Genomic DNA, 26860 nt, shown 5'->3' with positions numbered 1-26860 from the left:
GGTTTGGGAAGCAGCGGCTCAATCACAGCCCATTGTTCGTCTGTCAGCTCATGTCTCGTACTCATACTTCCATTTTACATTGGCAGATCATGTTTTTGAAATAGCTTGTATTCAGAAGATCTGTAAAGGAGCTGCAAACAGGGAAAGTGTTTTTATAATCGGGCTTTTCATGATCCCAACTTGTCAGGTTTGAAAAAACCCGCATCCTGCAGCGCCGCGGCTGCAAAATGCGGGTTTATCCAATCTTTCGGTCACTTTTGTTGGGACGCCGAATCTTTCGAATGCCTCTTCACCTCGGCGCAGCGGGCGGGGCGGGGCAACATCTTGCCGGGATTGCACAGATCCTCCGGGTTGAACACTTCGCGGACGGCATGTTGAACCTCCAGCTCTTCCTCGGTCCAGAGATATTTCATCTCTTCCCGCTTTTCCAGTCCGACCCCGTGTTCCCCGGTAATGCTGCCGCCCGCGTCGACGCACACCTTCAGGATGGCGGATCCGGCCTGAACGGCCCTCTCCGTTTCGCCGGGAACCCGGGAATCAAACAGGATCAGGGGATGCAGGTTGCCGTCGCCGGCATGGAAAACGTTGGCGATGCGTACCCCTTTTTCCTTGCCGATCTCCGCGATCCGGGCCAGCACTTCCGGCAGCCGGCTCCGGGGAATCACTCCGTCCTGCACCAGATAATCCGGAGAGAGGGTTCCCACCGCTCCGAAGGCGGTTTTCCGGTTGGCCCACCAGCGGGCCCGCTCTTCCTCCGAGGCGGCGGGGCGCACTTCGCGGACGCGGTGCTTCCGGCAGACCTCGACGATCCTCCGGATCTGCTCCTCCAGGCCCGCTTCCACCCCGTCCACATCCACCAGCAACACCGCTTCCACACCCTCGGGATAACCCACGGGGAACGTCCCCTTCTCCACCGCCTCGATGGCCAGGGCGTCCATCATCTCCAGGGCGGCGGGCAGGATTCCCGCGGCGATGATGTCGGATACCGCCTCGCTGGCGTCCTCCACCCGGTCAAAGAGGGCCAGCACTGTGCGGACGCCTTCCGGCTGCTTCATCAACCGGACGGTGATTTCCGTGACGATGCCCATCGTTCCCTCGGAACCCACAAACAGGCCCACCAGATCGTACCCCGGCGTGTCCGGCAACCCGCCCAGCTCCGTCACTTCCCCGTCGGGCAATACCACCTTGAGCCCCAACACGTGGTTGGTGGTCACCCCGTACTTGAGACAGTGGGCGCCTCCGGCGTTTTCCCCCACGTTCCCGCCGATGGTGCAGGCCTGCTGGCTGGAGGGATCGGGGGCGTAGTAATATCCCTGATCCGCCACCGCCTGCGTCAGGTGCAGGTTGATGTAACCGGGCTGGATCACGGCGCGCCGGTTGGGCAAATCGACGGAGAGGAGCCGGTTCATCCGGGCCAGGCTGATGATCACTTCCCCGCCCCGGGGGGTGGCCCCGCCGCTCAACCCCGTTCCCGCTCCCCGCGGGATGAAGGGGATTTTCCGCCGGTTCAACAGGCGGACCACGGCGGCCGTCTCCTCGGTGTTCCTGGGAAATACGACGGCGCGGGGCAGCGCCTTCTCCAGTGTGTACGCATCGCACTCGTAGGCGAGGAGATCCTCCTTTTTAAAAAGGACCGCATCCTTGCCCAGAAGGCGGATCAACTCCTCGATCAGTCCCTCATCCCGGACTTCGGACACGGCCCCGGCGGGAGCCTCCGCGACGGCGGCCGCTTCCTCCTCCGGCGCCTCCTCCCGCCGGTAGGCCTCATCCAGCAGCTCCACCGTGTGCACCACCCGCTCCCGGCCGCCGCGCTTCCGGATTCCCATGGCGATCTGCAGCATGCATCCGGGATTTCCCATGGCCACGTAATCGACCCCTTCGGGAATGTCGTCCACCTTCTTCTCCAGCAGTCGGCCCGCCATGTCCGGGTGGGTCAGATTGTAGACCCCCGCGCTGCCGCAGCAGCGGGCCGCGTCGGGCATCTCCACCAGGGTGAGGCCGGGAACGCTCTTCAGCAGTTTCCGCGGCTGCTGCCTCACCCGCTGACCGTGGGCCAGATGGCATGCTTCGTGATAGGTGACGGTCCCCTCCACTCTTCCGGAAGGCGGCTCATAGCCGATTTCATCCAGAAAAGCGGACACATCCTGCACCATGGCGGCAAACCGGGCGGCCTTTTCCCGGTACTCCGGATCCCCGGCCAAAAGCTCCCCATACTCCTGCATCGCGGAACCGCAACCGGCGGCGTTAACGATCACCCGGTCCACCCCCGCCTCGAGGAAGGCGTCGATGTTTTGCCGGGCCAGCTTCTTGGCCGTCTCGCGATCTCCGGCGTGGACCTGCAGGGCCCCGCAGCAGCGCTGCCCCTCCGGGATCACCACCTCGCATCCGTTGCGCGTCAGCACCCGGACCGTCGCCTCATTGACTCCGCCGTACACCACATCCATCACGCAACCCGTCAGCAAAGCCACCCGGTACTTTCGCTCTCCCCGGGCGGGAGACACCTTCGGAAGGCGCTTCCGAGAGGGGGATTCGGGGATCTCCGGCAGCGCCGCTTCCATTCCGCGCAGGTGGCCGGGCAAAAGCGAAAGGAGTCCCAGCTTCCGGGCCGCCGCCTGCAGGCCCGAGCGCTGATAAAACCTCAGCAATTTTCCGAGAAAATGGAGCCGCTTTGGATGGGGAAAGATGTGCCGCAGGAAGAGGCGGCCGACCATCCCCTTCCAGCCGCGGGGCGGCATCGCCTGATACAGCTGCCCGCGCGCCGCCTCGATGAGGGAACCCACCTGCACGCCGGAAGGGCAGGCCGTTTCACAGGCGCGGCAATCGAGGCACTGAAAAACCGGGTCGTACAATCCCTCATCCAGCGCGATCCGCCCTTCGCCCGCTGCCTTGATCAGATGCACCCGCCCCCGCGGCGACTGGTGTTCCAGCTTTTCCACTTGATAGGTGGGACAGGCGTCGAGACACATCCCGCAGTGAATGCAGACAGACCATTTCTCCTCGTCCGGGGGATCCGGATAAGGATAGCCGGTGACCGCAGCCATTTCACATCCCTCCCACAAAGCGTCCCGGATTGAACCGGCCGTCGGGATCGAAGCGCTCCTTGAGCCGGCGCATCAGGAAAAGCCCGCCGGGCGGCCGTCCCCATACGGGAACCCGCTCCTTCACTTCAAGCGGTGCCTGCTCCAGCACCAGATAACCCCCCGGCTCCTCGAACCGCTCCCGCAGCCGCTTCAAGGCGGCGGTGAGCGCCTCCAGCCTCTCCGTCGGCGCCCGGAACACCGCCCGGATCACCCCGGTTCCCGTACCTCCGTGGGCCGCCACCTGCAGATCGCCCTTTGTGGACACCTCGTCCACCGCTCCGAGCATTTCCGTCACCCGGTCGGGCAGAGTGATGCCTTTCACCGCCACCGCCACCTCGCCATCCGACGAATCGGAGGCGCAGGGAAACGACTGCCCCAACACCCGCCAACCTTCGGCGGCATCTTCTCCTTCCAATACAAAGCGCAAACGGAGCCCCTCCTCCTCCGCCCAGCTCTTCACCCGGTCCCACTGCATCTCCACCGCCGGGCGCTCATCCTCAAACCCGACCATCAAGCCGCAGGGGGCGCTCCAATCTTCGGAAAACAGACGGATCGCTCCGCCGTTGATCGCCTCCACCGCCGCAGGCTCCAAGGAGGAATCCAGCAGGCGGCGGCTCAGGCGGTACACCGCTTTCCAATCGTCCGCTTCCAGAAAAATCAGGATTTCCACGGGGGGAACCGGACGCAATTTCAAGGTGCATTGGGTGATGATCCCCAGGGTGCCCAGCGACCCGACAAACAATTTGTTCATGTCGTATCCGGCCACATTTTTCACCACTTTTCCGCCGGTTCGGATCACCCGTCCGTCGGCGAGGACCACCCGCAGGCCGAGCACCCAATCCCGCACGGTGCCGTACTTGAGGCGCTTGGGTCCGGTCATCCCCGTCACCACCGCCCCACCCACCGTGGTCAGTTCCGGCCGGGGCGGATCCAGGGGGAGAAACTGATCCCTTCTGGATAAGTGCTCCCTTAAAGCGGACAGAGTGGTTCCCGCCCTCACCGTGACCGTCAGATCACCGGCCGAGTGTTCCAGCACGCCGTCCATCCGTTCAAGGGAAAGGATGATGAAGTCCCGGTTCACCGGGTGGCCGTACCCGGCATAGGCTCCCCTTCCCCGGGGAACGATCGCCACCTTTTTCTCGGCGGCCCATCGGACCGCCCTTTGGACCTCTTCCTCCGATTCCGCATACACGACAGGCCCCGTCGAGGATCCCCACAGGGTTCCCTCCGGTGCTTCCCGAACGACCCGATCCCTCCCGAAAATCGCGGTCAGATCTTCCAACCGGTCGTCAGACAGAGCCAATGGCGTCCCTCCCTTCATCAATTTTAGATTATCACATTTCGGCTTCGTTTTCTGAGTATCCGCCCTAGCCGGAAAAATGGGAATCCGCTTAAGAAAATTGAAGGTTGATGGCACAAACCACAAAAATGTACTATATTAGTGTTATAGATGTAGGAACTCTGAAAAAACCCGGTGACAGCCCCTCTTCGACCCCCGGGAAAGGACGGAGTCGAACGGGACAACCCTGGCCGAACATTGAAAAAGAGGTGGTTTCCGTGATATCTCTTTTTAAGCGCCTGCTCATCCAAAGGGATCGGCATGCTTCCGAAAAGGAGGAGCATCCGGCGGATCCGGAACCCCGCGATGAGCAAATGGACAATCGCCCAAGGGCGGAACGGGCCAGGAGCGTTGATCGGGGAGCAGAAGAAGAGCATTTTCAAGTACATATTGAATTTTTCCTTTACGACTCCAAAAGCGAGGGAAAATCCACCTACACGGAAACGGACATCCACCGGTATCCGATGATGGGCTTCAGCCTATACTTCGATTCCCAGGAGAAAAACGCCCGTCCCATGTGGATGAGCTGGATGCTGAAGGGCTTGGAACAAACGCTGAAGAGAATGAAAGTCACCCCCCATCTGGTGGACGAACCGGATCTTTACAGCCTGTTCGTCGACTTGAAGCGCTATCCCCATCCCGAAGTGAAAAAATGCATCTACTTGGTGTTCCAGCAGTTTTATCAGTGGCAAAATATCGGCAATGACGACGTGGCCCTGCACATCCACATCGGCGGGGACGAACTGTACCGGCGCCTTCTGGAAAGCTATTCCAAGGCCGTGTGAAACATCGCGGTCCCGGAACAAATTGCCCCCCTCCGCTTTCGCGAAGGGGGGCTTTTTAAGGCCCCTTTTTAAAAGGCGCCCTCCAGGTGACGGAGGTTTTTCGGCCGGTTGTCCCCGCCGAGCAGGACGGAAATCACGTCAAAGCGGACCGGCAGATGATGCAGCCCTTTTTCCTGAAGATAGCGAAGGGCAAGCCGGCGGACCTGCCGCCTCTTGCGAATGTCCACCGATTCATGGCCGTATCCGAACCGGGTTCCCCGCGTCGTCCGCACCTCGACCACGATCACCTGTCCTTCCGCCAGAGCGATGATATCCAATTCCCCCCAGCGGGTGCGCCAGTTGGTGTCCAGGATCTTCCATCCCTTGGATTCGAGGAAACGCCGGGCCCATTCCTCCCCGATGCGTCCGGTCTCCCGCCGGGGATCGCCTCCTTCCCGCATGAAGATCACCCCATCGACCGCTCCGGGAAAAGCGATCCCTGCAGCCGTTCCCGGACGGGTGCGAAACTGCGGCGGTGAAGGGGGCACGGTCCCCAACGATCGAGCGCGGCCAAGTGGTCGGGTGTCGCATACCCCTTGTTCCGGTCAAAGCCGTACTCGGGATAGCGGGCGGCCGCCGCCTCCATCCACCGGTCCCTCTCCGTCTTGGCCACAATGGAGGCCGCGGCGATGGAGTGGCTGAGGCTGTCCCCCTTGATGATCGCCTGTTGAGGAATCGCCAGGCCGGGAACGGTCAAGGCGTCCACCAGGAGCGCGTCCGGCGGGGCCGGAAGATTCGAAACCGCTCTCCGCATCGCTTCATAGGTGGCCTGCAGGATGTTGTGGGCATCGATGTACTCCACGTCCGCCATGCCGATCCCGACGGCCGTCGCTTCCCGGTCGATCCGTCCCCGGAGCTCTTCCCGCTCCGCAGGGCTCAGCTGTTTGGAATCGTTCAAGCCGGAAACATCGAAATCTTCCGGAAGAATCACCGCCGCCGCCACCACGGGACCGGCGAGGCAACCGCGACCGGCTTCGTCCAATCCGGCGACCGCCCCATAGCCCTTCGCCCAGTATGTACGCTCCGTCTGCCACATCCTTTCGAGGCGGGCGGCCTCCCGCTCCATCCGTTCCAATTTCCGAAGATGGCGAAGGGCGATTTGGCGCACGCCCGCCCGGGGATCCCGCAGCAGTTCCTCCAACACCGCGCGGGATACGCCGGAACCTCCGGCGAGCCACTCCTCAATTTCCCGGATCGTTCCCCGCACTTTCATCCGATGTTCCCTCCCCGTCCTCCAGCCAATCTGCGGGCCGTTCCAGGGAAACGCGGCCAAAGCGTCCCGAGCGAAAATCGCGAAGAACGATCTCCGCCGCCTTTTCCCGGTCGATGACTCCCCCTTTTGCCACGCATCCCCTGCGTCGGCCCACCTCCTCCAGCAGGTCGGCCCCTTCGGCCGGGGGAAGATCCTCCAACCGGTACCGTTCCCGAAGGCGATCGGGGTAACGCCCGCGCAAGTATCGAAGCAGAAAAGCGGCCACTTCCTCCAGGGGCAAAATCTCTTCCCGGATCGCACCGCTGGCGGCCAAGCGAAGTCCGACGCGGGGATCTTCCAGTTTGGGCCACAGGATTCCGGGAGTGTCCAGGATCTCCATGGTGTTCCCGACCCGGATCCACTGCTGCCCCCGGGTCACCCCGGGACGGTCGCCCGTCCGGGCGGCGCTGCGGCCCGCCAAACGGTTGATCAGCGTCGATTTTCCCACATTGGGAATGCCCAGAACCATGGCGCGGATCCGTCGGAAACGGATGCCCTTCCGCTCCAGGGCCGACTTTTTCTCTTCCAACAGGCGGCCTGCGACCCGGGGAATCTCCGCGATCTGGCGCCGGTTTTCGGCATCGATGGGCACCGCCTCGACGTCCCGTCCGCGGAAAAACCGGACCCATTCATCGGTGACGGCTTCATCCGCCAAATCGCTTTTCATCATCAACACGATTCGGGGACGGTCACCCACCAGCCGATCGATCAAGGGGTTCCGGCTGGACTGGGGAAGGCGCGCATCCAACAGCTCCAGCACCACGTCCACCATTTTGATTTTTTCTTCCACCTGTCGGCGGGCCTTGGCCATATGGCCGGGAAACCACTGGATCGTCATGTTCATCACCCGTCACCACAGCAAGCCAAAATCCGTCAACGGCCAAAAGACGAGGTCCGCCCTCCCCACCACCCAGTCGATCGGCACCGGTCCGATGTCCCGGCTGTCGCTGCTGTTCCCGCGGTTGTCCCCCATGACGAAAAGGTGCCCCTCGGGAACCTTTGTGGGAGGCATGTCGGAAGTCGGAGTGCCCGGTTTTATGTACGGTTCGGGTATGCTCCTTTCATTGACCAGAACCCTGCCGTTGCGCACCTCGACGATGTCGCCCGGAAGGCCGATCACCCGCTTGATGTAATCCCGGTTTTCCTTCTGATAATCGAATACGATCACTTCGCCGCGCTTCGGTTCGCGAAGCTTGTACACCAGTTTGTTGACCAGCACCAGGTCACCGTCATGAAGCGTCTCCCGCATTGACGGACCGGAAACGTGAAAAGGTTCGCACACAAACGAGCGGATGATCCACGCCAGGATAAAGGCGATAACCAGGGCCTGCACCCATTCCCACGCCTCATTTCCGCCTTTTTTGCGGTGCCTGGCGGAACGGGGAACGTACGGTTCCATGAAGCTCCTCCTGACCTCTCAACATCCCAATTTTCTGGTTTCAAAACGTGAAACAAAAGGGCTTGAAATTCAAGCCCTTTTTTCCTGCGCGCATCAGCGGTGCACTTCTTTGATCCGGGCCGCTTTCCCCTGCAGTTTCCGCAGGTAGAACAGTTTGGCACGGCGAACTTTCCCTCGGCGCACCACTTCGATTTTGTCAATCCGTGGGGAATGCAGGGGGAATGTGCGTTCCACACCAACCCCGTAGGAAACTTTCCGCACCGTGAAGGTTTCGGAAATGCCGCTTCCCCGCCGCTGGATGACGACGCCCTCGAACACCTGAATCCGTTCGCGCTGACCTTCGAGCACCTTGACGTGCACGCGGACGGTGTCACCCGCCTTGAATTCGGGGATATCGCTTCGAAGCTGCTCCTTCGTCACTTCCCGAACAATCGGATGCATCTCTCTCCCTCCTTCCACGCAAACAGTGCGCGCCCGACCGACCGTGAAAGCACTTTAAAACAATGCATATTTTATCACAGGCGCAGTGGGAACTCAATCCGAAGGAGGTTTGCCCTCCTGCTCCAAACGCCTTAGGTAGGCCCGATCCTCCTCGGTCAATTCGGCATGCTCCAGAAGATCCGGCCGGCGCTCCCAGGTGCGCCGAAGAGACTCTCTCCGGCGCCACTCCTCGATTTTCCGGTGATTTCCGGAGAGCAGCACCTCGGGTACCTTCCATCCCCGGAAATCGGCCGGACGGGTGTACTGGGGATATTCCAAAAGTCCCATGGAAAAGGAATCCTCCGCCGCCGCGGATTCGTTGCCCAACACTCCGGGTATGAGGCGGCTGACGCAGTCGATCACCACCATCGCCGCAAGTTCCCCTCCGGTCAACACATAGTCCCCGATCGAAAGCTCCTCGGTGGCCAGGTGTTGCCGGATCCGTTCATCAAATCCTTCATAATGGCCGCAGATCAGGACCAGTCGACGGTGACGGGCCAGCTCCTCCGCCTTCCGTTGAGTGAACGGCTTCCCCTGGGGGGACATCAACAGGATGGGCGGTTTTTCGCTCTCATCGGCCAATAGATGCTCCACCGCCCGGAAGATCGGCTCCGGTTTCAGCACCATTCCTCCCCCTCCGCCGTAGGGGGTGTCGTCCACCGTGCGGTGCTTGTCGGTGCTGAACTGCCGGAAATCGATCACTTCCGCGGCGATCAATCCCTTTTCCCGCGCCCTTCCGATGATGCTGGTGGAGAGGAAGCCGGAAAACATCTCCGGAAACAGCGTCAGCACATCAAACCGTATTTGTGCCACCTCATCTCAACCCTTCCATCCAGCGGATCGTCACGCGTCCCGCCTCCGGGTCGACCCGCCGGACCACATCATCGATGTAGGGGATCAGGATGTCCCGGCCTCCTCCATCCGGTCGGACCACCCACACATCGTTGGCGGGCAGCTGGAGGATGTCTTCCACCACGCCGACCCGCTCCCCTTCGGTGGTGACCACCTCGCACCCGATGATCTGGTAAAAATAGTACTCTCCCTCATCCAGATCCAACGCTTCGGATCCCTCCACCACCAACTCGCCGCCCTTGTAGGGCTCCGCGTCATTGATGTTGTTCCACTCGCGGAACTTGATCAAAAGGACCCGCTTGTGCGGACGGCTCCGTTCCACCGTCAGGGGAACGGGACTTTCAAGGCGCGGGTGGCGAAGCATCAGGCGGACGCCGGGCGAAAAGCGTTCTTCCGGAAAATCCGTCCGGGAAATCACCCGGACTTCACCGCGAATCCCGTGTGTTCCAACGATCTGGCCGACTTTGAGCCACTCCGGCTGGTTCATCACCCGCATTCCCTTCCCTTGCAGCCAGTCTTCTTCTTTGCAAACCCGGATTTGCCGGGCGGGAAGCGCGAAGACCGCCCTCAGACGATCTCCACCACGACGCGTTTCCCGTCCTTTCCCGCAGCCGCGCTGACGACGGTGCGGATGGCCTTGGCCACACGCCCCTGCTTGCCGATCACCTTGCCCATGTCCTCAGGGGCGACGGACAACTGGTACACGTCGGCCCGCTCCCCTTCCCGCTTGACGACGCTGACCTGATTCGGGTGATCCACCAGTCCCTGGGCGATCACCCGGATCAGCTCTTCCATGGGAATCCCCCCTGTTTATTGGCCTGCGGGAATTACTTCTGGTACTTCGCTTCGTGGACCTTTTTCAGAATTCCCGCCTTGCGGAACAGGCTGCGCACCGTGTCGGACGGCTGTGCGCCCGTCGCCAGCCACTTGAGGGCTTTTTCCTCGTCGATCTTGATCTGAGCCGGATCCGTGAGCGGATTGTAATATCCGATCTCCTCGATGAACCGGCCATCCCGGGGCGAGCGGGCATCCGCCACCACCACCCGGTAGAAGGGCTTTTTCTTGGCTCCCATGCGCTTCAGGCGAATTCGAACGGCCATCTCCTCTCACCTCCTTTACAAAGTCCCGGCATCAGCGGAAAGGAAAGGGAAATCCCCCTCTTCTCCACTTTTTCTTGCCGCCTTTTCCCTGCGTCGAAAGCTGCTTCATCATTTTTTTCATGTTCTCAAACTGTTTGATCAGCCGGTTCACTTCCTGGATGGAAGTGCCGCTTCCCCGGGCGATCCGGCGACGGCGGCTGGCGTTGAGGATTTCCGGATGCTGCTTCTCCTGGGGCGTCATCGACCGGATGATCGCCTCCACCCGGCTCAGCTGCTTCTCATCCACCTGCAGGTTTTTCAGTTCCTTCGCCTGGCTCAGGCCCGGAATCATCCCGAGGATTTCGTCGAGGGGGCCCATGTTGCGGACCTGTTGCAGCTGCTCCAGAAAATCGTCAAAGGTGAACTGCTGCGTGCGCATCTTCCGCTCGAGCTCTCTTGCGCGCTCTTCGTCGACGGCCGCCTGGGCCTTCTCGATCAGCGTGAGCACGTCGCCCATCCCCAGGATGCGCGAAGCCATCCGGTCCGGATGGAAGGGTTCGAGGGCGTTCATCTTTTCCCCGGTTCCCACAAACTTGATCGGGCAACCGGTCACCGCCCTGACGGACAGCGCGGCACCCCCCCGGGTGTCTCCGTCCAGCTTGGTGAGCACCACGCCGGTCAGACCCAGCCGGTTGTGAAACTGTTCCGCGACGTTGACGGCATCCTGACCGGTCATCGCGTCCACCACCAGCAGGATTTCCCGGGGATTGACGGATTCTTTGATCGACGCAAGCTCCTCCATCATCGCATCGTCGACGTGCAGCCGGCCGGCGGTGTCGATCAGGACCGTGTCACACCCTTCCTCCCGGGCCCGCTTCACGCCTTCCTCGGCGATGCGAACAGGGCTTTCCTTGTCGCCCAGGGAGAAAACCGGCACGTCGATCTGCTGCCCCAGCACTTCCAGCTGGCGGATGGCGGCCGGACGGTAGACGTCTCCGGCCACCAACATGGGGCGGCGGTTCTGTTTTTTCAGATGAAGGGCCAACTTTCCGGCGGTGGTGGTTTTCCCGGCCCCCTGCAGCCCGACCATCATGATCACCGTGGGCGGGGAAGGGGAAAAGGTCAGCTTGCTCTGCTCCCCACCCATCAGACGGGTCAACTCTTCGTTGACCACCTTGATCACCTGTTGACCGGGGGTCAGGCTTTTCAACACCTCTTGGCCGACCGCCCGTTCCCGGACGCGGTCGATGAATTCCTTCACCACTTTGAAGTTTACATCGGCTTCCAAAAGGGCAAGGCGCACTTCGCGCATGGCCGCCTTGACGTCCGCCTCCGTCACCTTGCCCTTGCCGCGCAACTTTCCGAGGACGGCCTGCAACCGTTCGGACAACCCTTCAAAAGCCATCTGTTCGCCTCCCGTCCGGCGAAATCCTTCTGCCAACCGGTCAGTCCAGGTCCAACAGCTGCTTGATGAACGGCTCCGCCACCCGTTTCCCTTCCGGAATCTCCTCGAGCCGGCGCAACATTTCCTCCGCGATCTCCCGTCTTCTGCGGTGCTTCTCCAAAAGGCCTAGGCGGTTTTCCAAATCAAACATCACGTCCTGCGCCCGCTTCACCGCTTCATAGACCGCCTGGCGGGAGATTCCGTAGTGTCCTGCAATCTCCCCCAAGGACCAATCCTCGTGAAAGTAGAGCTCCAGCATCTTCCGCTGCTTTTCCGTCAGCAGCGGTCCGTAAAAGTCGTAAAGCAGATTGATCCGGGTGGTCTTCTCCAGCATGGCCGTCACCTCGGCAGCGGAGGCCTACAGTACCTCATCATATAGAAACCAAACGCGGGTGTCAAGATGTTTTCCTTGAAAGTCGGCCTGATGTCCGTTCCGCCGGCACCGATGCCCCGAAACCGCTTATATGTGCCTCTCCCGAATGAGCCACTCCTTCAACTGCAAACAAGCCTCGTAATCCCTTTTGTATCTGCTGAACACGCTGAACATCCCCTGAAAAAACTGGATGGCCCCATCGACCAAAACCGTCAACAGCTCATCTTTTGGCAACAACCATCCCTTGCCGCTCACTTTCAACAAAAGGAAGCGGGGATTCGTCTGTTTCAGGCATATCGCCTTGACGTCCCACCAAAATCCCACGCACCCGCGCCCCGTTTCCACAACGGATCGGATGGCGCGAAGCATCTCGTCCCAGGTAAAGAAGATCAAATCGGTCAGACTATCGTCCATTATCGGAGTCCCATAATAGGAAAGATCGATATATCCTTCCAGCTTCATTAAATCCATATAGGGGGCCGCCCTTTTCAACGCATCGATATCATCGATCGGGATTTTCTGAGCCGCCTGCTTCGGGCCGAATGGGGCGTAAATGTATGTTTTGATTTGAAGCATAAGACCTCCTCCTTCTCGGGCCGAGGGGCGCGAAACAGCCCGAAGCGTGATGATCCGCGGCAATCCCGCGTCCCATCGGGGCCGGTTGGCCAATCCTCTCCGACAGGCCATCGCGGATTTTCGCTAAGCTGAAAACTTCCTCGTGCCATTCCATCAGTCGACCGGATTCAGCAGCGCAATCCTCCATCTCATCCGCCCCGGATGAACCGTTCCTTCAACCCCGAACAATGGGCATGATCTTCCGGCGGATCCCGTATGCTTCGAACAATCCTCCATCAAACCGGAGGGGCCCATTGATCCGGATCGCAAGATTTCCTTTTGGGCAGCGGTTTTTTGGGGGAATTTTTGCGCCTTTGAACATTCTCAATAAAACGAACCGGGAACCTTCGTAAGGGCTCAATCACAATCCCGTTCCGACGCATCATCCTCCGCGGGGGATCTTGCATCTTAAGCCAACCCCGGCATATTCAATCCCATTCGACAATTTCGGTGCTCCGCAAATAGAACTTCCAATTTCCTAAATCCCATACAGAACCCGCTTTTCAGCGTGTCGACCTCATCGGGCGCATGTCCTCGGGAATGTCCAACCCCCGTGGTTCCGGAAGCCGAATCATTGCATTGCGGCCAATACCGGCATCGCGCACGGTCATCCGAAAAGCACAGCTTGCACATACTCCGTCAGGTTGCCTGGCCTCTGGAATCGTCCCGCCTTTGCCGCAGCTTCCGGCGCGGCTTTCGCCGAGGAAAAATTTTATGCTCCTGCCCGATCCCCGCATGGCCTCGGTTCCCCAATCTTGTTTTTTCCCTTTTGGGCATGAAGAACTCTCCATTTTCCTTCGCGTCCTCATCCCGCCGCATCGCGGATTTTCTCCCGTGCCGCGGCGCGCATATCGCGATAATCGGGGCTGAAGGGCTCTGCGAGCGCCGATTCAAGCTGCATCCCATATCCCCCACAGTACCCGGTTCAGCTGGATCCTCAAAGAGATGATTTCCGATTCATTCAACCGGCAAAGCCGATCGAAAAATCCAATCGCCTCTTTTTTGGAAAGCTCCAAAGTGATCTTATCCTCTTTCATGATCATTTAAAACTCCCAATTAAAAAAACGTGAACTGCAAAAAATCACCCTTGGCTTGTGTGATCCATCCCTTTTATTGACAACAACACACGACCGGACATGTTTGGAAATTGCCGGTCGTGTGTTGTCGTGGAAAGGACTTCTGTCCCCCATGATCATCCCAATAATAATACTGTTCGCGACGGTCCCGACCATTCCCTCAGGTGGTTTTAAACCGTTCCCGTCATGCGTCCCGCGGAAGGGAGCCAAGCGGACAGGACCCTTATCTTTCGGTTCGCAAAAAAGTCTGGGCGACAGACAACGGATCGGGAGGAGCCGTCGGGGGCTTGCCGAAAAAGTCGTAACAAGCCATCGCCCCCGTCGACAGCTTCCTTCGCCCATTTCCCGCCCCGGAGGACGGCCGTCACTCGGCCCGCATTTCTTCCTCCCGGATCGAATCGGCAAAGAGGGCGTGTACGAACTGGTCCGGGTCGAAGGGCTGCAGATCCTCCACCTTTTCCCCCAGCCCGACCCATTTGATGGGAATCCCCAGCTCGCGGCGGATGGCGACGACGATTCCGCCCTTGGCGGTGCCGTCCAGCTTGGTCAGAATGATGCCGCTCACCCCCACCGCTTCCCGGAAGGTTTTCGCCTGCTGGATGGCGTTCTGCCCGGTGGTGGCATCCAGAACCAGGAGGACTTCATGGGGAGCATCGGGCACTTCCCGCCGGATCACCCGGTGCACCTTTTTCAGCTCCTCCATCAGGTTCACCTTGTTTTGCAGGCGGCCGGCGGTGTCGCACAGAAGAACGTCCGCTCGGCGTGAACGGGCGGCTTGGATGCCGTCGTAGATCACCGCCGCGGGGTCCGCCCCCGCCTGATGCTTGATGACATCGGCGCCGACCCGCTTCCCCCAGATCTCCAGCTGCTCGATCGCCCCGGCGCGGAAGGTGTCTCCGGCGGCCAACAGGGGCTTCTTTCCCTCCTCCTTCAACTTGTGGGCCAGCTTCCCGATCGTCGTCGTCTTGCCCACGCCGTTCACGCCCACAAAGAGGAGAACCGAAAGACCTTCCCGGGCGAGGTTCATCTTCAAATCCCCTTCGTCACCGCGAAGGAGATCGGACAAAATCTCCGACAGGAGCGGTTTCAGCTCCTGCGGATCCTTGATTTTCCGCTCCTTCACTTCCCGGCGCAACCGATCGGTCAGCTCCATCGTGGTGGTCACTCCCACGTCGGCGCCGATCAGAATCTCCTCCAGTTCCTCGTACATCTCCTCATCGATCTTGCTCCGCCGGAAGAGATCGTCCATCGCGCCCACGAGGGAATTGCTCGTCTTGCTCAGCCCCGATACAAAGGCTTGGGTGACCGATTCCGTCGTGCGGGACACCCGTTCCTTCAACCGCTTAAAAAAGCTCATGCTTGATCCCCCGTTTCATCCCTTTGCTGTCACGGCGCTTTCTTCCGCCACATCCTCCAGTTTGACCGAAACCAGCTTGGAAATCCCCGATTCCTCCATCGTAATGCCGTACAGAACATCGGCGCCTTCCATCGTCTGTTTCCGATGGGTGATCACGATGAATTGGGTGTTCCGGGAAAAATCCCGCAGGTAACGGACAAAACGGGCCAAATTGGCTTCATCCAGGGCGGCGTCCACCTCGTCCAACACGCAGAAGGGCACCGGTTTGACGCGCAGGACCGCAAACAGGAGGGCGATCGCCGCCAAGGCCCGTTCCCCCCCGGACAGCAGGCTCAGGTGCTGCAGCCTTTTTCCCGGGGGCTGCGCCACGATATCGATTCCCGTCTCCAGGGGATTCTCCGGCTCCGTCAGGTAAAGATCGGCCCGGCCGCCGCCGAACATGTGGCGAAACACTTCCTGAAACTCCCGCCGGATCGCCTCAAAGCCCTCCGAAAAGCGGCGCGCCATCTCCGTATCGATATTTTGGATCACCTCATACAGCGTGTTTTTCGCTTGGACGAGGTCCTGCTGCTGTTCCTTCAAATAGGAGAGGCGATCCGTCAGCCTCCGGTGTTCCTCGATCGCCCCCAGGTTCACCTCGCCGAGGGCGGCGATGCTCTGCTTGAGGGATTGAACCTCCCTTTCGGCGGCGACGGGATCCTCCGGAACGCCGTATCGGCGGCGCGCCAACTCGAAGCTCATCTCATATTCCTCCGCCAGCTTTTGCAGCAGGTGATTCAGCTCCACATCCAGCCGGTTGACCCGCACCTCCAGCTGGCGCAATTCCTCCTCCCGCCGGCGCAGGGATTTCCGCAGTTCGCGGGCTTCCCCCTCGCCGGTCTCCCGTTCGCCGTACAGCCGATCCCGCTCCTTCCGGACCTCGGCGTGCCGCTCCTGGGCCGCGGCCTTGGCTTCCCGCAGTTCGGAGACCTGTTCCAGCAGGCGGGCCACCTCCTGGCGAAGCGACCGGATCTCCGCCTCCAAACTTTCCATTTCCTCCCGGGAACGGATCAGCTGTTCCTCGATCCGGGCGACCTCCCGACGGGCCCGTTCCGCGTTCTCCTCCAGGTTGGACACTTCCTGGGTCAAACGGGCCACCGCCACCTTCCCTTCGGTCAGAAGGCGGTCGGTTTCCCCCTTTTCTCGCGCGCGTCGCTCCGCCTCCCTTTCCAAATCCCGAAGCAGCTCGCTTGCGTCCCTCTGCTCCTGTTCCAGCTGCGCGCGCCGCTTCGACAACTCCCTGAGATCCTCCTCCAAGCGCGCCTTCCGCAGCCGGGCTTCCTCCCGGTCCGACCGGTTGCCCGCGATTCGCTCCTCCAGGGCCCGGCGTTCGGCGGCCAGTTCCCGCTCGCGCCCCTTCAGCTCCTGTTCCCGCAGGCGGAGGTTTTCCCCCCGCTCCCGGACCGAAACCAGCCGCTCCTCCACATCCTCCCGCAGGCGCTTCAGCTCTTCCGCCCGGCGACGAAGGGCATCCCGCTTTTCGCCGAGACGGGCCAATTCCCGCTCCAGCTCCTCCAGCTGGCGCGAACGGCTCAACAGGTTGGCCTTGGATGACTGCCGGCTTCCCCCCGTCATCGATCCTCCCGGGTGCACCACGTCCCCCTCCAGGGTGACCACCCGGTATCGGTGACCGAGCAGCCGCGCCGCCTCGCCGGCGTCTTCCAGGGTTCGGGTAACGACCACGTGGCCCAGCAAGAACCGGACCGCCTTTTGAACCTCTGCATCGCAGTCGACCAGGTCGGCGGCGATTCCGACAAATCCGGAAACGCCCTCCAGCCGCCGGCGATCCTCCGGCAAAAGCCCGCGGGGCTGAATCACATCGAGGGGGAGAAAGGTCGCACGGCCCAGATGCCGCTTTTTCAAAAACCGGATCGCCCGGCGGGCCGTCTCCTCGTCATCGACCACCAGGTGCTGTTGGGCGCTTCCCAGGGCCGTTTCCACCGCAACTTCATGTTCGGCGGAGACACGGATCAGCTGCGCGACGGCGCCGCGGACCGCCGCAAGCCCCGGCTCGTTCCGGTCTCTGGCCTGGAGGACTTCCCTGACGCCCTGGAAAAAGCCGGCATGTTCCGACTCCATCTCCTTGATCAGCTCGTGGCGGGAACGGAGCCGGCCCCACTCTTCCTCGGCCTGCCGGAGCTCGCCGAGGACGGCCTCCAAATCGGCGGACACTTTTTCCAGCTCTCCCTTGAGCTCCCGGTAGCGGTCCGCGGCTTGTTTCAAATCCGCCGCCACCTGCTCCATTTCCCGCCGGAGATCGGCGGATTTTTGATCCAGTCCCGCCGCGTCCTTCGCCAATTCCTCGCCCTGGCGCGACATGGCCTCCAGGCGGCGACCCTCTTCTTCCAGGGCTTCTTCCAGGCGACGGCCTTCGCTGGAGAGGGAGGCCAGCTCCGCGGAGCGCTCGTACATGCGGGATTTCAGCTGGTGAAGGCGGCTGTCGGCATCGTCACCTGCGGCGGTCATTTTCTGTTCCAACCGTCCGAGGTTGTGTTCGGCCTCCTCCAGTTCCTTTTGCTTGAGGCGGCACGCTTCCCGGATCCGTTCCCATTCGCCCTTCAGGCGCTCCCGCTCTTCCTCCAGTTCGCGGATTCTCGACTCGATTCCGCTTCGGGCCGCTTCCCGGTTCCGGATCCGTTCCTCCGCCACCTCCCGGCGCGCTTCCGCCTTTTCCAACTCCTCGCTGATTTGGATGAGTTCGCCCTGGCGGCGGTCCAGCTCCTCCTCGTGGCGGCTGAGGTGCAGCCGAATCTCTTCCAGGGCGGCCTCCCGGGCGCTCAGCCGGGTGGAAAGCTCCAAATGCAGCCGGGCGAGTTCCTCCGCCTTTTCCTTCGATTCCTGCCACTTCCGGTGGAGATTTTCAATCTTATGTACGTACAGGCCCACTTCCGCCTGCTCAAGCCGGGACCGCAACTCCTTGTACCGGCGGGCTTTTTCCGCCTGTTCCGAAACGGGTCCGATCGCATTTTCCAGCTCGCTGATCAGATCCCGGATTCTCTCCAGATTTTGTTCCGTCACTTCCAGCTTCCGCTGTGCTTCCCGCTTGCGGGTTTTGTATTTGACGATCCCGGCCGCCTCTTCAAAGATGGCCCGCCGGTCTTCCGACTTGGTGCTCAGAATATCGTCGATCCGCCCCTGACCGATCATCGAATAGGCTTCTTTCCCGATGCCCGTGTCCATGAACAGCTCGGTGATATCCTTCAGCCGACAGGGCCGGCGGTTGATGGCGTATTCGCTCTCCCCCGAGCGATACACCCGACGGGTGATCGTCACCTCGGAAAAATCGATGTTCAACCGGTGATCGGAATTGTCCAGGGTGAGGGACACTTCGCAGTATCCCACCGGCTTTCGGGTCTCGCTGCCCGAGAAGATGACATCCTCCATCTTGGCGCCGCGCAGCAGCTTGGCGCTCTGCTCCCCCAGCACCCAGCGAATGCCGTCGGTCACATTGCTCTTGCCGCTGCCGTTGGGCCCCACGATGGCGGTGACGCCCGGGACGAACTCCAACTCCGAACGATCGGCGAAGGATTTGAAGCCGACCATTTCAAGCCTTTTCAGATACAACTCCTCTCCCCCCTTCCCTTCCGGAAGGCTTCTTCCCTACAGAATCCGGCTGCCCGGAGGAACTTCCCGGTCCGGCCCGATCAGGGCCACCCCTCCGTCCTCCAGCACCACGCCGAGGACGAGCACCTCCGACATGAAATCGGCCACCTGAAGCGGCGGGAAATTGGTCACGGCAATCACCTGGCGGCCGACCAGTTCCTCCGGTTTGTACAACTTGGTGATCTGGGCGCTGCTCTTGCGAACGCCCAGCGCGCCAAAATCGATCCACAACCGGTAAGCGGGCTTTTTCGCCCGGGGAAAGGTTTCCGCCCGGACCACCCGGCCCACCCGCATCTCGATCTTTTCAAAATCGGCATAGGTGGCTTGCATCGCACATCCCTCTTTTCCCATTTCTCCGGAAGGCGCCGGATTCCTCCGGGCAATAAACGGGAAAACCACCGACCTTCCACGAGTTCGGTGGTCTTTCATCTAAAATCCGGAATCCAGCTCCTTCAACGCCGCGGCCGCCGCTTCCTGCTCCGCTTCTTTTTTGGAGCGGCCCGTCCCCCGGCCCAGCGTCCGCCCGTCCAGGAGAACCTCCGCCACGAAATGGCGGTCGTGGGCCGGCCCCCATTCATCGACGATCCGGTACGTCAGGGAGCCGGTCCGCTCCTGCTGAACAATCTCCTGAAGCCGCGTCTTGGCGTCGACGATCCGGGACAACCACGCTTCGTCGATGCGGGAAAAGACGACCTTCTGGAGGAACCGCCTCGCTTCCCCCAGGCCCTGATCCAGATAAAGGGCTCCGACAAAGGCTTCGAACAGATCCGCCAGCAGGGCGGGGCGCCTGCGGCCTCCGGTCATCTCTTCCCCCTTTCCCAGACGGACGAGCCGGCCAAAACCCAACTCTTCGGCAAATTGAGCCAGGGAGGGCTCGCAGACCACCCGGGCCCGCATCCGGGTCAGATCACCTTCGCTCTTTCCGGGATACCGGTGGTACAAATGCTCCGACACCAGCAATTCCAGCACCGCATCCCCCAGAAACTCCAATCGCTCGTTGTGGGCGAGGGCGTCTCCCTCGCGCCGTTCGTGGGCGAAGGAGGTATGGGTGAAAGCTTGGCGAAACAGCTCGGGATTTCGGAACGAAATTCCGAGCTGTTTTTCCAGTGCGGACAGATCCATCGCGGTCACCCCAGGTCCGGCTCTTGATCGTCAAAGGCCTTGAACGCCAGCGTCGCGTTGTGCCCGCCAAATCCCAGGGAGTTGGACAGGGCTGCCCGCACCCGGGTCCGCCGCGCTTCGTTGGGGACATAGTCCAGATCGCAATCGGGATCGGGATGCTCGTAGTTGATCGTCGGCGGGATCACCTGCTCCTTCAGGGTGAGCGCCGTGGCGATCGCTTCCACCCCGCCGGCGGCTCCCAGCAGATGGCCGATCATCGATTTGTTGGAGCTGACGGCCAGCTTGTAGGCGTGTTCACCGAACACCTTTTTGATGGCCATCGTCTCAAACTTGTCGTTGTACTCCGTCGAGGTCCCGTGGGCGTTGATGTAGTCGATCTCCTCCGGTTTCAGCCCGGCGTCCCGGATCGCCCGGAGCATGGCTCGGGCCGCCCCTTCCCCTTCCGGCGCGGGCTGCGTGAGATGGTAGGCGTCTCCGGTCATTCCGTAGCCCGCCACTTCCGCGATGATCGGGGCTCCCCGCTTGAGGGCGTGGTCCAGGCTTTCCAAGATGAGAATTCCGGCCCCTTCTCCCATCACGAACCCATCCCGCTCCCGGTCAAAGGGTCGGCTGGCCTTTTCCGGTTCCTCATTTCGCCTGGACAATGCCTGGGCGGCGCAGAAACCGGCAAAGGCGAGCGGCCGGATGGTCGCCTCCGCGCCTCCGGCGATCATCACATCGGCATCGCCGCGCTGAATGATCTTGAAGGCGTCTCCAATCGAATGCGTGCCCGTCGCACAGGCCGAAATGGCGGAGCTGTTGGGACCCTTCGCCCCGGTGGCGATGGACACCTGACCGGAGGCCATGTTGGCGATCATCATCGGGATGAGAAAGGGGCTGACCCGCCTCGGCCCCCGCTCCAGTAAAATCTTGTGCTGTTCCTCCCAGGTGGCCAATCCGCCGATGCCGGATCCGATGTAAACGCCGACCCGGTCGGGATCCTCCTTGGACATGTCCAGCCGGGCATCCTCCAGCGCCATCCGGGACGCGGCCACGGCGAACTGAACAAAGCGATCCATGCGCCGGGCCTCTTTCCGATCCAAAAAATCCAAAGGATCGAAGTCCTTCACCTCGGCCGCGATCCGGACCGGATAATCGCTGGGATCAAACTGCGTGATGGGTCCCACTCCGGACTTGCCGGCGATCAGGTTGTTCCAAAACGTGGAGCGGTCATTTCCGATCGGGGAGATGACTCCCACACCGGTAATCACTACCCGTCTCACTTCGGCTACCGCCTTTCGTCAATTAATGAATCGAAAACTTCACACCTTAAGGACAGGGAGAAAGTCCCGCGCTGAAACACGACGGGACTTTTTTCCTGACTTACTTCTGATGAGATTCGATGTATTGAACCACATCTCCCACCGTGGAGATTTTTTCCGCCTCTTCATCGGAAATCTCCAAACCGAACTCATCTTCCAGCTCCAAAACGAGATCCATCACGTCGAGGGAATCGGCATCCAGGTCTTCCTTGATGGACGCCTCCGGCGTCACCTGTGACGGATCCACGCCCAGCCGGTCGACGATGATGCGCTTCACGCGCTCCAGCGTATCGGACATCTCCGTTCACCTCCACTGCATGATGAAAAGGATTACACTTATTAAAGATTAACAAAAACCGAGGTGAGGGTACAAGGAGACAATTTCCCCTCCGTCGCGACTCTGAGGCGGCATCCCCCCTTTCAATGGGAACGGGGCTCAAACCATCACCATTCCCCCGTCCACATGCAGGGTTTGCCCGGTGATGTATCCGGCGTCGTCCGAAGCCAAAAACCGGACGGCGGCCGCCACGTCTTCAGGGGAACCGAAGCGGGCGAGGGGAATCTGCTGTTTGATCTGAGCGCGCACCTCATCCCCCAAAACGGCGGTCATGTCCGTCTCGATGAAACCCGGAGCGACCGCATTCACCGTGATCCCGCGGCTGGCCAACTCCCGGGCCATCGCCTTCGTCATGCCGATCACCCCCGCCTTGGCCGCCACGTAGTTGGCCTGCCCCGGATTTCCGCTCACCCCGACCACCGAACCGATGTTGATGATCCGTCCGGACCGCTGCTTCATCATCGGCCGGATCACCGCCTTGCTGAAGAGGAAGGTCCCCTTCAGATTGGTGTCGATCACCCGGTCCCAATCCTCCTCCTTCATGCGGAGGACCAGATTGTCCCGGGTGATCCCGGCGTTGTTCACCAGTATGTCGATCCTCCCGAAGGCGTCAAGCACCTGTTTCACCGCCGAATCCACCTGGTCCGCCTGGGAAACGTCCGCCTGGATCATCATTCCCCGGCGGCCCCGCTTCTCGATCTCGGAAACCGTCTCTTCGGCCCCCTGCCGATTGCCCGCGTAAACGACGGCCACATCGGCACCCGCATCGGCCAGGGCGATGGAAATGGCCCGTCCGATCCCCCGGGACCCGCCGGTCACAATCGCCACTTTTCCGGACAACATGGGGAACATTCCTCCTTTTAGGTCAGGATTGCGTCCCAAGGACTACCCCTTCAGTTCCGCCAGCGCCCTTTCCAGGGAGGGAACATCCTGCACCGACAGGGCGGTCACCCGGCGGTTCACCTTTTTCACCAGACCCGTCAGCACGTTTCCGGGGCCGATCTCCACGAAGGTGTCCACTCCCTGTTCCATCATCCAGCGGACGCTGTCTTCCCACAGCACGGGAGAAGCCACCTGATCGATCAAGGACTGCCGGATCGTCCGGGCATCCGTCACCGGACGGGCCGACACGTTCGCCACCACGGGAACCGATGCGTCCGATACGGTCACATCGGCCAACACCTCCGAAAGTCGCTCCGCCGCCGGTTTCATCAGGCTGGAGTGGAAGGGGCCGCTCACCGCCAGCGGAACCACCCGACGGGCGCCGGCCTGGCGGGCCCGCTCGCCCGCCTCCTCCACCGCTTCCTTGTGCCCCGAAATGACGATCTGTCCGGGTGCGTTCAAATTGGCGGGCTCCACCACGCGGCCTTCCCGGGAAACTTCGCGGCACACCCGCTCCAGGGTGTCCCGGTCAAGGCCCATCACGGCGGACATGGCCCCTTTTCCCGCGGGAACCGCTTCTTCCATGAAGTTCCCGCGCTGGTGCACGATGCGGACGGCGTCGGCAAAGTTCAGCGAACCGGCCGCCACCAAGGCGGAATACTCGCCCAGACTGTGTCCGGCCACCAGATCCGGGACGATCCCCCCTTCGGAAAAGGCCGTGTACAGCGCGATGCTGGTGGTGAGTATGGCCGGCTGGGTATATGCGGTCAAACGGAGCTTCTCCTCGGGTCCCTCAAAACAGAGCTTGGACAGGGAAAAGCCGAGGGCTTCATCCGCCCGGGCGAAGATCTCCCGCGCTCCCTGGTGCGCTTCGGCGAGATCCCGTCCCATCCCCACCTTTTGCGAGCCCTGGCCCGGAAACAGAAATGCCGTTTTCCCCATGTTTCTCTCCCCTCCTCTCAGCGCGCATCCATCAGGTGTCCATCGACCACTTCAGCACCGCCGCCCCCCAGGTCAGACCGCCGCCGAAGCCGACGAGCACCAGCGTGTCCCCCTTTTTGATCCGTCCCTGGTGAACCGCTTCATCCAGGGCCACCGGGATGGAGGCGGAGGACATGTTTCCGAAACGGTCCAGGTTGACGATCACCTTCTCCTCCGACAGTCCGAACCGCTCGACGGCGGCGTCGATGATGCGGATGTTGGCCTGATGGGGCACGAGGAAGTCGATGTCCTCCTTCTTCATCCCCGCCTTGGAGAGCGCCTCCTCCGCGGCATTGCCCATCACGCGGACGGCAAACTTGAAAACCTCCCGGCCGGCCATGGAAATGGTGTGGAGGCGCTCGTCCACCGTGTGCCGGCTCGCCGGCATGCGGGATCCGCCCGCGGGCAGCTTCAGCAAATCCCCGCCGGACCCGTCGGCACCCAGCTCAAAGGAGAGAAAACCGCTTCCCTCCTCCACCGGTCCCAGGACGACCGCTCCGGCTCCGTCGCCGAAGAGCACGCAGGTGTTTCTGTCCTCCCAGTTGGTGATTTTGGACAGGCAGTCCACACCGACCACCAGGGCATAACGGTACATGCCGCTTTGGATGAACTGGGACGCGGTCGCAATCCCGTACAAGAATCCCGAACAGGCCGCGGACAGATCGAACGCGGCCGCCTTCTTCGCCCCCAGCCGGTCCTGCAAAAGGCAGGCCGTCGCCGGGAACATCATGTCGGGAGTCACGGTGGCCACGATGATCAAATCCAGCTGATCCGCCGTCACTTTTGCCGACTCCAGCGCCCTGCGGGCCGCTTCCGCCGCCAGATCGGAAGAGGCCTGCTCTTCCGCGGCGATGCGCCGCTCCCGGATTCCCGTCCGGCTGACGATCCATTCATCGGTCGTATCTACCATGGTTTCCAAATCCTTGTTGGTCAAGACCTTCTCCGGCAGATATGAACCTGTCCCGATGATCCCCACCGGTTTCAAGCTGTTCAGCCCCTCTCGATTCTATGTAAATCCTCGGTGATCCGCGGGATAACCCCCCGTTCGACGAACAGGCGGGCCTGGCGGACGGCGTGAAAGATCGCTTTCGCGTCCGAGGAACCGTGCGCTTTGATGATCGGACCGGAAAGTCCCAGCAAGGGCGCTCCGCCGTGCTCCTTGTAATTGATCTCCCGGGCGAAGCGCTTGAGGCCCGGTTTCAGCACGGCCGCAGCCATCTTGTTCCAAAGCGTTCGGGTGAACTCCTGTTTGAGCCGGTCCATGATCGCTTTGGCCACGCCCTCCGACGTCTTGAGGAGGATGTTCCCGCTGAACCCGTCGCAGACCAACACGTCGCAGACACCGTGAAGAATGTCCCGGGACTCGACATTGCCCACAAAATGGATCGGCAACTCCCGGATCAACCGGTACGCCTCCTTGATCAGCTCGGTCCCTTTTCCCTCCTCGGTCCCGATGTTGAGCAAACCCACCCGGGGATTTTCAAATCCCAGCACCTTTTCGGAATAGATGCTTCCCATCAGTGCGTATTGCGCCAGATGATGCGCCTTGGCTTCGGGATTGGCCCCCACGTCGAGCACCAGCGTCCCCCTGCCGGTCAAGCTCGGAAACATCGGGGCCAGCGCCGGCCGGTCGATGCCCGGTATCCGACCGGTGTAAAGAAGTCCCGCCGCCATCAACGCGCCGGTGTTTCCCGCGCTGATGAAGGCGTCAACCTTCCCTTCCTTCACCTGTTGGCAACCGACTACCAAGGAGGATTCTTTTTTTCGTCGGACGGCCTTCACCGGTTCCTCATCCGGTCCAATCCATTCCGCCGCATGGAGAATTTGTACGTTGGACGGAAACCCGTCCGCGAAAAGCGGCTTCAGAACCTCCTCAGGGCCGATCAGAACGAACTCGTCGTCCCGCCACTCCTGAGCCGCCGAGCGGATTCCGTCGCAGATCGCCTTCGGCGCGTGATCGCCGCCCATGGCGTCCAATGCAATCCGCATCCCTTCTCCTCCTCACTTCTTGCCTTTCTCCTCCCTGGCGCGGTACATGTCGAACACTCCCTGAAACACCCTTTCCTCGTTGACAAAGGTCTCCACATCCACCTGGATCCGGTGAGGGGTGGATTTGACGACGCGGGCCTTGGCAATGCACTTTTCCCCCAGGCGCACCGGCCTTACGAACCGGATCGCCGCCGAGGCGGTGAGCACCACATCCGCATCGATGACGGCGACGGCCAGGGAGTTGGCCTGGGCAAACAGGTGATGCCCCCGGGCGATCCGGTTGCGGGAAAACACGTGCTCTTCGCGAATCTCCAGCACGGATACGCCGCTTTGATTCAGCTGAAGATCGACAATCTCGCCGATCACCTCTTCCGGAGCCAGGGAGCGGATCCGGTCAAAATTGCCCTCGGCCATATCCTTGATCCGTTCGCGCAGTTCCGGTATCCCCAGCTCCATCCGGTCCAGTCGGATGGTCTGGACGCTGACCCCGTGTCTCCGGGCCATCTCCTCATCCGTAAGGAAAGGGTTGGCTTGAAGCGCCAGTTTCAACTGCCGCTGCCGCTCCTTTTTGGGGAGTCGCACTGCCGGGCTCACCACCCTTTTAGGACCACGTGTTAATACCAAGTCCCAATTCAGTATATACAAAACCACCCTGAAAAACAAGCGCCGGAGATTCACAAAAAGAATCGGGGAGCCGGCCTGTGCTCCGGCTCCCCGATTCCATCACTTCTCCACCACTTCTTCGCCTTTGTAATAACCGCACTCCTTGCAGACCCGGTGGGCAAGTTTCCACTCGCCGCACTGGGGGCAGCGCACCATCCCCGGAACGGACAGTTTGAAATGGGTGCGACGCTTGCGCTTTCGCGTTTTGGACGTTCTCCTGAAAGGTACCGCCACCTCAATCACCTCCCCTTGTTTGAAAAGCCCCGTCAATCCTCGGGGATTTGAAGCTCCTTCAAGACGGCAAGCCGGGGGTCGATCCGTTCGGTGCGGCACGAACAGGTCTCCCTGTTCCGATCCGCGCCGCACTCGGGACAAAGACCCCTGCACTCCTCCCGGCAGACAGGAGCGTAGGGAATCTCAAGAAGAACCGCTTCCCGGACATAGGGAGTCAGGTCGATGTGATCTCCCTCGACGAAGCAGATCTCCCCTTCTTCCGCCCGGTCCGCCCGATTCGTGAACACCTGCGTCCACTGCCCCGACAAGGTTTTCTCAAAGGGGGACAGGCAGCGGGAACAGGTGAGAACCGCCCGGGCCCGCTGCTCGGCGCTGACGTGAAAGAGACCGTTCTCTTCCAAGGCCTTCACACGGACCCGTACGGGATCCAGCCTGACCAGCTGAGGAACTTCCCGCTCAATCCCCTCAAACTCGATCGTCTCCTCGCGAACCAAGGGCTTGTTTGCCCGAACTATTTCCGGCAGATAGAGACGCATGGC

At 61.1% G+C, this 26860-nt stretch carries 29 protein-coding genes and 1 pseudogene; 2 read left to right on the top strand and 28 right to left on the bottom strand.

What is annotated here, in order from left to right:
• The coding region (locus tag BM063_RS17860; RefSeq protein WP_218154445.1) for a hypothetical protein at positions 1-193 on the top strand (193 nt) is incomplete at its 5' end.
• Positions 194-251: 58 nt separating this feature from the next.
• Here the strand turns inward: BM063_RS17860 and BM063_RS13740 are convergent.
• The 3 genes and pseudogenes from BM063_RS13740 to BM063_RS13730 all read right to left on the bottom strand — a co-directional run bounded on the left by BM063_RS13740 (position 252) and on the right by BM063_RS13730 (position 4383).
• Positions 252-1673: an FAD-linked oxidase C-terminal domain-containing protein gene (locus tag BM063_RS13740; protein WP_425439167.1), complete on the bottom strand. Its 1422-nt coding sequence runs from the start codon at positions 1671-1673 to the stop codon at positions 252-254.
• A 63-nt stretch (positions 1674-1736) separates the two neighbouring features.
• Positions 1737-3041: pseudogene (locus BM063_RS18030) on the bottom strand ((Fe-S)-binding protein); the annotation flags it as partial.
• A 1-nt stretch (position 3042) separates the two neighbouring features.
• Positions 3043-4383 (bottom strand): FAD-binding oxidoreductase, encoded by a 1341-nt coding sequence (locus BM063_RS13730; RefSeq protein WP_177199169.1) that lies wholly within the window; start codon positions 4381-4383, stop codon positions 3043-3045.
• Between the two features lie 254 nt (positions 4384-4637).
• On the opposite strand from BM063_RS13730, the gene BM063_RS13725 reads away from it, so the two are divergent.
• The gene (locus tag BM063_RS13725) at positions 4638-5204 is read left to right on the top strand and encodes a hypothetical protein (protein ID WP_092040140.1); all 567 of its coding nucleotides are present in this window, start codon (positions 4638-4640) and stop codon (positions 5202-5204) included.
• Positions 5205-5272: 68 nt separating this feature from the next.
• On the opposite strand, the gene BM063_RS13720 is transcribed toward BM063_RS13725, so the two are convergent.
• The 25 genes from BM063_RS13720 to BM063_RS13595 form a co-directional block, all read right to left on the bottom strand.
• Entirely contained in the window at positions 5273-5644 is a 372-nt protein-coding gene (locus tag BM063_RS13720) for a YraN family protein (protein WP_092040164.1), read from the bottom strand.
• Between the two features lie 5 nt (positions 5645-5649).
• Positions 5650-6456, bottom strand: a complete 807-nt coding sequence (locus BM063_RS13715; protein WP_092040137.1) for a ribonuclease HII — start codon at positions 6454-6456, stop codon at positions 5650-5652.
• Positions 6425-7333 (bottom strand): ribosome biogenesis GTPase YlqF, encoded by a 909-nt coding sequence (gene ylqF, locus BM063_RS13710; RefSeq protein ID WP_092040133.1) that lies wholly within the window; start codon positions 7331-7333, stop codon positions 6425-6427. Before ylqF ends, BM063_RS13715 begins: the two co-directional genes overlap by 32 nt.
• Before the next feature lie 12 nt (positions 7334-7345).
• Complete coding sequence (gene lepB, locus BM063_RS13705; protein WP_092040130.1) at positions 7346-7894, bottom strand: signal peptidase I; 549 nt, start codon at positions 7892-7894, stop codon at positions 7346-7348.
• 93 nt (positions 7895-7987) lie between these two features.
• Positions 7988-8335 carry a 50S ribosomal protein L19 gene (gene rplS / locus BM063_RS13700; RefSeq protein ID WP_092040127.1) on the bottom strand — a complete coding sequence of 116 codons (348 nt, stop codon included), beginning with the start codon at positions 8333-8335 and terminating at the stop codon, positions 7988-7990.
• A gap of 93 nt (positions 8336-8428) precedes the next feature.
• The gene (gene trmD, locus BM063_RS13695; protein WP_092040161.1) at positions 8429-9178 is read right to left on the bottom strand and encodes a tRNA (guanosine(37)-N1)-methyltransferase TrmD; all 750 of its coding nucleotides are present in this window, start codon (positions 9176-9178) and stop codon (positions 8429-8431) included.
• 10 nt (positions 9179-9188) lie between these two features.
• A complete protein-coding gene (gene rimM, locus BM063_RS13690; protein WP_092040158.1) occupies positions 9189-9713 on the bottom strand; it encodes a ribosome maturation factor RimM in 525 nt (174 codons plus the stop codon).
• An 80-nt stretch (positions 9714-9793) separates the two neighbouring features.
• Entirely contained in the window at positions 9794-10021 is a 228-nt protein-coding gene (locus tag BM063_RS13685) for a KH domain-containing protein (RefSeq protein ID WP_092040125.1), read from the bottom strand.
• A gap of 32 nt (positions 10022-10053) precedes the next feature.
• A complete protein-coding gene (gene rpsP / locus BM063_RS13680) occupies positions 10054-10326 on the bottom strand; it encodes a 30S ribosomal protein S16 (RefSeq protein WP_092040122.1) in 273 nt (90 codons plus the stop codon).
• A 31-nt stretch (positions 10327-10357) separates the two neighbouring features.
• The gene (gene ffh, locus BM063_RS13675; protein WP_092040118.1) at positions 10358-11710 is read right to left on the bottom strand and encodes a signal recognition particle protein; all 1353 of its coding nucleotides are present in this window, start codon (positions 11708-11710) and stop codon (positions 10358-10360) included.
• A gap of 40 nt (positions 11711-11750) precedes the next feature.
• Positions 11751-12083, bottom strand: a complete 333-nt coding sequence (gene ylxM, locus BM063_RS13670; RefSeq protein ID WP_092040109.1) for a YlxM family DNA-binding protein — start codon at positions 12081-12083, stop codon at positions 11751-11753.
• Between the two features lie 126 nt (positions 12084-12209).
• Positions 12210-12698: a hypothetical protein gene (locus tag BM063_RS13665; protein WP_092040106.1), complete on the bottom strand. Its 489-nt coding sequence runs from the start codon at positions 12696-12698 to the stop codon at positions 12210-12212.
• A 1479-nt stretch (positions 12699-14177) separates the two neighbouring features.
• Positions 14178-15170: a signal recognition particle-docking protein FtsY gene (gene ftsY / locus BM063_RS13655; protein WP_092040101.1), complete on the bottom strand. Its 993-nt coding sequence runs from the start codon at positions 15168-15170 to the stop codon at positions 14178-14180.
• Positions 15171-15185: 15 nt separating this feature from the next.
• A complete protein-coding gene (gene smc, locus BM063_RS13650; protein WP_092040098.1) occupies positions 15186-18773 on the bottom strand; it encodes a chromosome segregation protein SMC in 3588 nt (1195 codons plus the stop codon).
• Positions 18774-18809: 36 nt separating this feature from the next.
• Positions 18810-19142 carry a tRNA-binding protein gene (locus BM063_RS13645; protein WP_092040096.1) on the bottom strand — a complete coding sequence of 111 codons (333 nt, stop codon included), beginning with the start codon at positions 19140-19142 and terminating at the stop codon, positions 18810-18812.
• 99 nt (positions 19143-19241) lie between these two features.
• Positions 19242-19934, bottom strand: a complete 693-nt coding sequence (gene rnc / locus BM063_RS13640) for a ribonuclease III (RefSeq protein ID WP_092040156.1) — start codon at positions 19932-19934, stop codon at positions 19242-19244.
• A gap of 5 nt (positions 19935-19939) precedes the next feature.
• The gene (gene fabF, locus BM063_RS13635) at positions 19940-21196 is read right to left on the bottom strand and encodes a beta-ketoacyl-ACP synthase II (RefSeq protein WP_092040093.1); all 1257 of its coding nucleotides are present in this window, start codon (positions 21194-21196) and stop codon (positions 19940-19942) included.
• Positions 21197-21296: 100 nt separating this feature from the next.
• A complete protein-coding gene (locus tag BM063_RS13630; RefSeq protein ID WP_092040090.1) occupies positions 21297-21533 on the bottom strand; it encodes an acyl carrier protein in 237 nt (78 codons plus the stop codon).
• 138 nt (positions 21534-21671) lie between these two features.
• On the bottom strand, positions 21672-22415 hold the full coding sequence (gene fabG, locus BM063_RS13625) for a 3-oxoacyl-ACP reductase FabG (RefSeq protein WP_092040086.1): 744 nt from the start codon (positions 22413-22415) through the stop codon (positions 21672-21674).
• 42 nt (positions 22416-22457) lie between these two features.
• Positions 22458-23396, bottom strand: coding sequence for an ACP S-malonyltransferase (fabD, locus tag BM063_RS13620; RefSeq protein ID WP_092040080.1), 939 nt, complete (start codon positions 23394-23396; stop codon positions 22458-22460).
• Between the two features lie 31 nt (positions 23397-23427).
• Positions 23428-24429 (bottom strand): beta-ketoacyl-ACP synthase III, encoded by a 1002-nt coding sequence (locus tag BM063_RS13615; RefSeq protein WP_092040077.1) that lies wholly within the window; start codon positions 24427-24429, stop codon positions 23428-23430.
• Positions 24426-25424, bottom strand: coding sequence for a phosphate acyltransferase PlsX (plsX, locus tag BM063_RS13610; protein ID WP_092040073.1), 999 nt, complete (start codon positions 25422-25424; stop codon positions 24426-24428). The genes BM063_RS13615 and plsX overlap by 4 nt, the downstream gene beginning before the upstream one ends.
• A gap of 12 nt (positions 25425-25436) precedes the next feature.
• Positions 25437-26006: a transcription factor FapR gene (gene fapR, locus BM063_RS13605; RefSeq protein WP_245752281.1), complete on the bottom strand. Its 570-nt coding sequence runs from the start codon at positions 26004-26006 to the stop codon at positions 25437-25439.
• Positions 26007-26147: 141 nt separating this feature from the next.
• On the bottom strand, positions 26148-26321 hold the full coding sequence (gene rpmF, locus BM063_RS13600) for a 50S ribosomal protein L32 (RefSeq protein WP_092040153.1): 174 nt from the start codon (positions 26319-26321) through the stop codon (positions 26148-26150).
• Positions 26322-26353: 32 nt separating this feature from the next.
• Entirely contained in the window at positions 26354-26857 is a 504-nt protein-coding gene (locus tag BM063_RS13595) for a YceD family protein (RefSeq protein ID WP_092040065.1), read from the bottom strand.
• Between the last annotated feature and the right edge of the window lie 3 nt (positions 26858-26860).

Origin of the sequence: Planifilum fulgidum (assembly GCF_900113175.1) — a bacterium.
In the GTDB taxonomy this organism is placed as follows: Bacteria; Bacillota; Bacilli; order Thermoactinomycetales; family DSM-44946; genus Planifilum; species Planifilum fulgidum.
The sequence above is the reverse complement of the archived record's forward strand: the minus strand, read 5'-3'. Positions and strand labels throughout refer to the sequence as shown.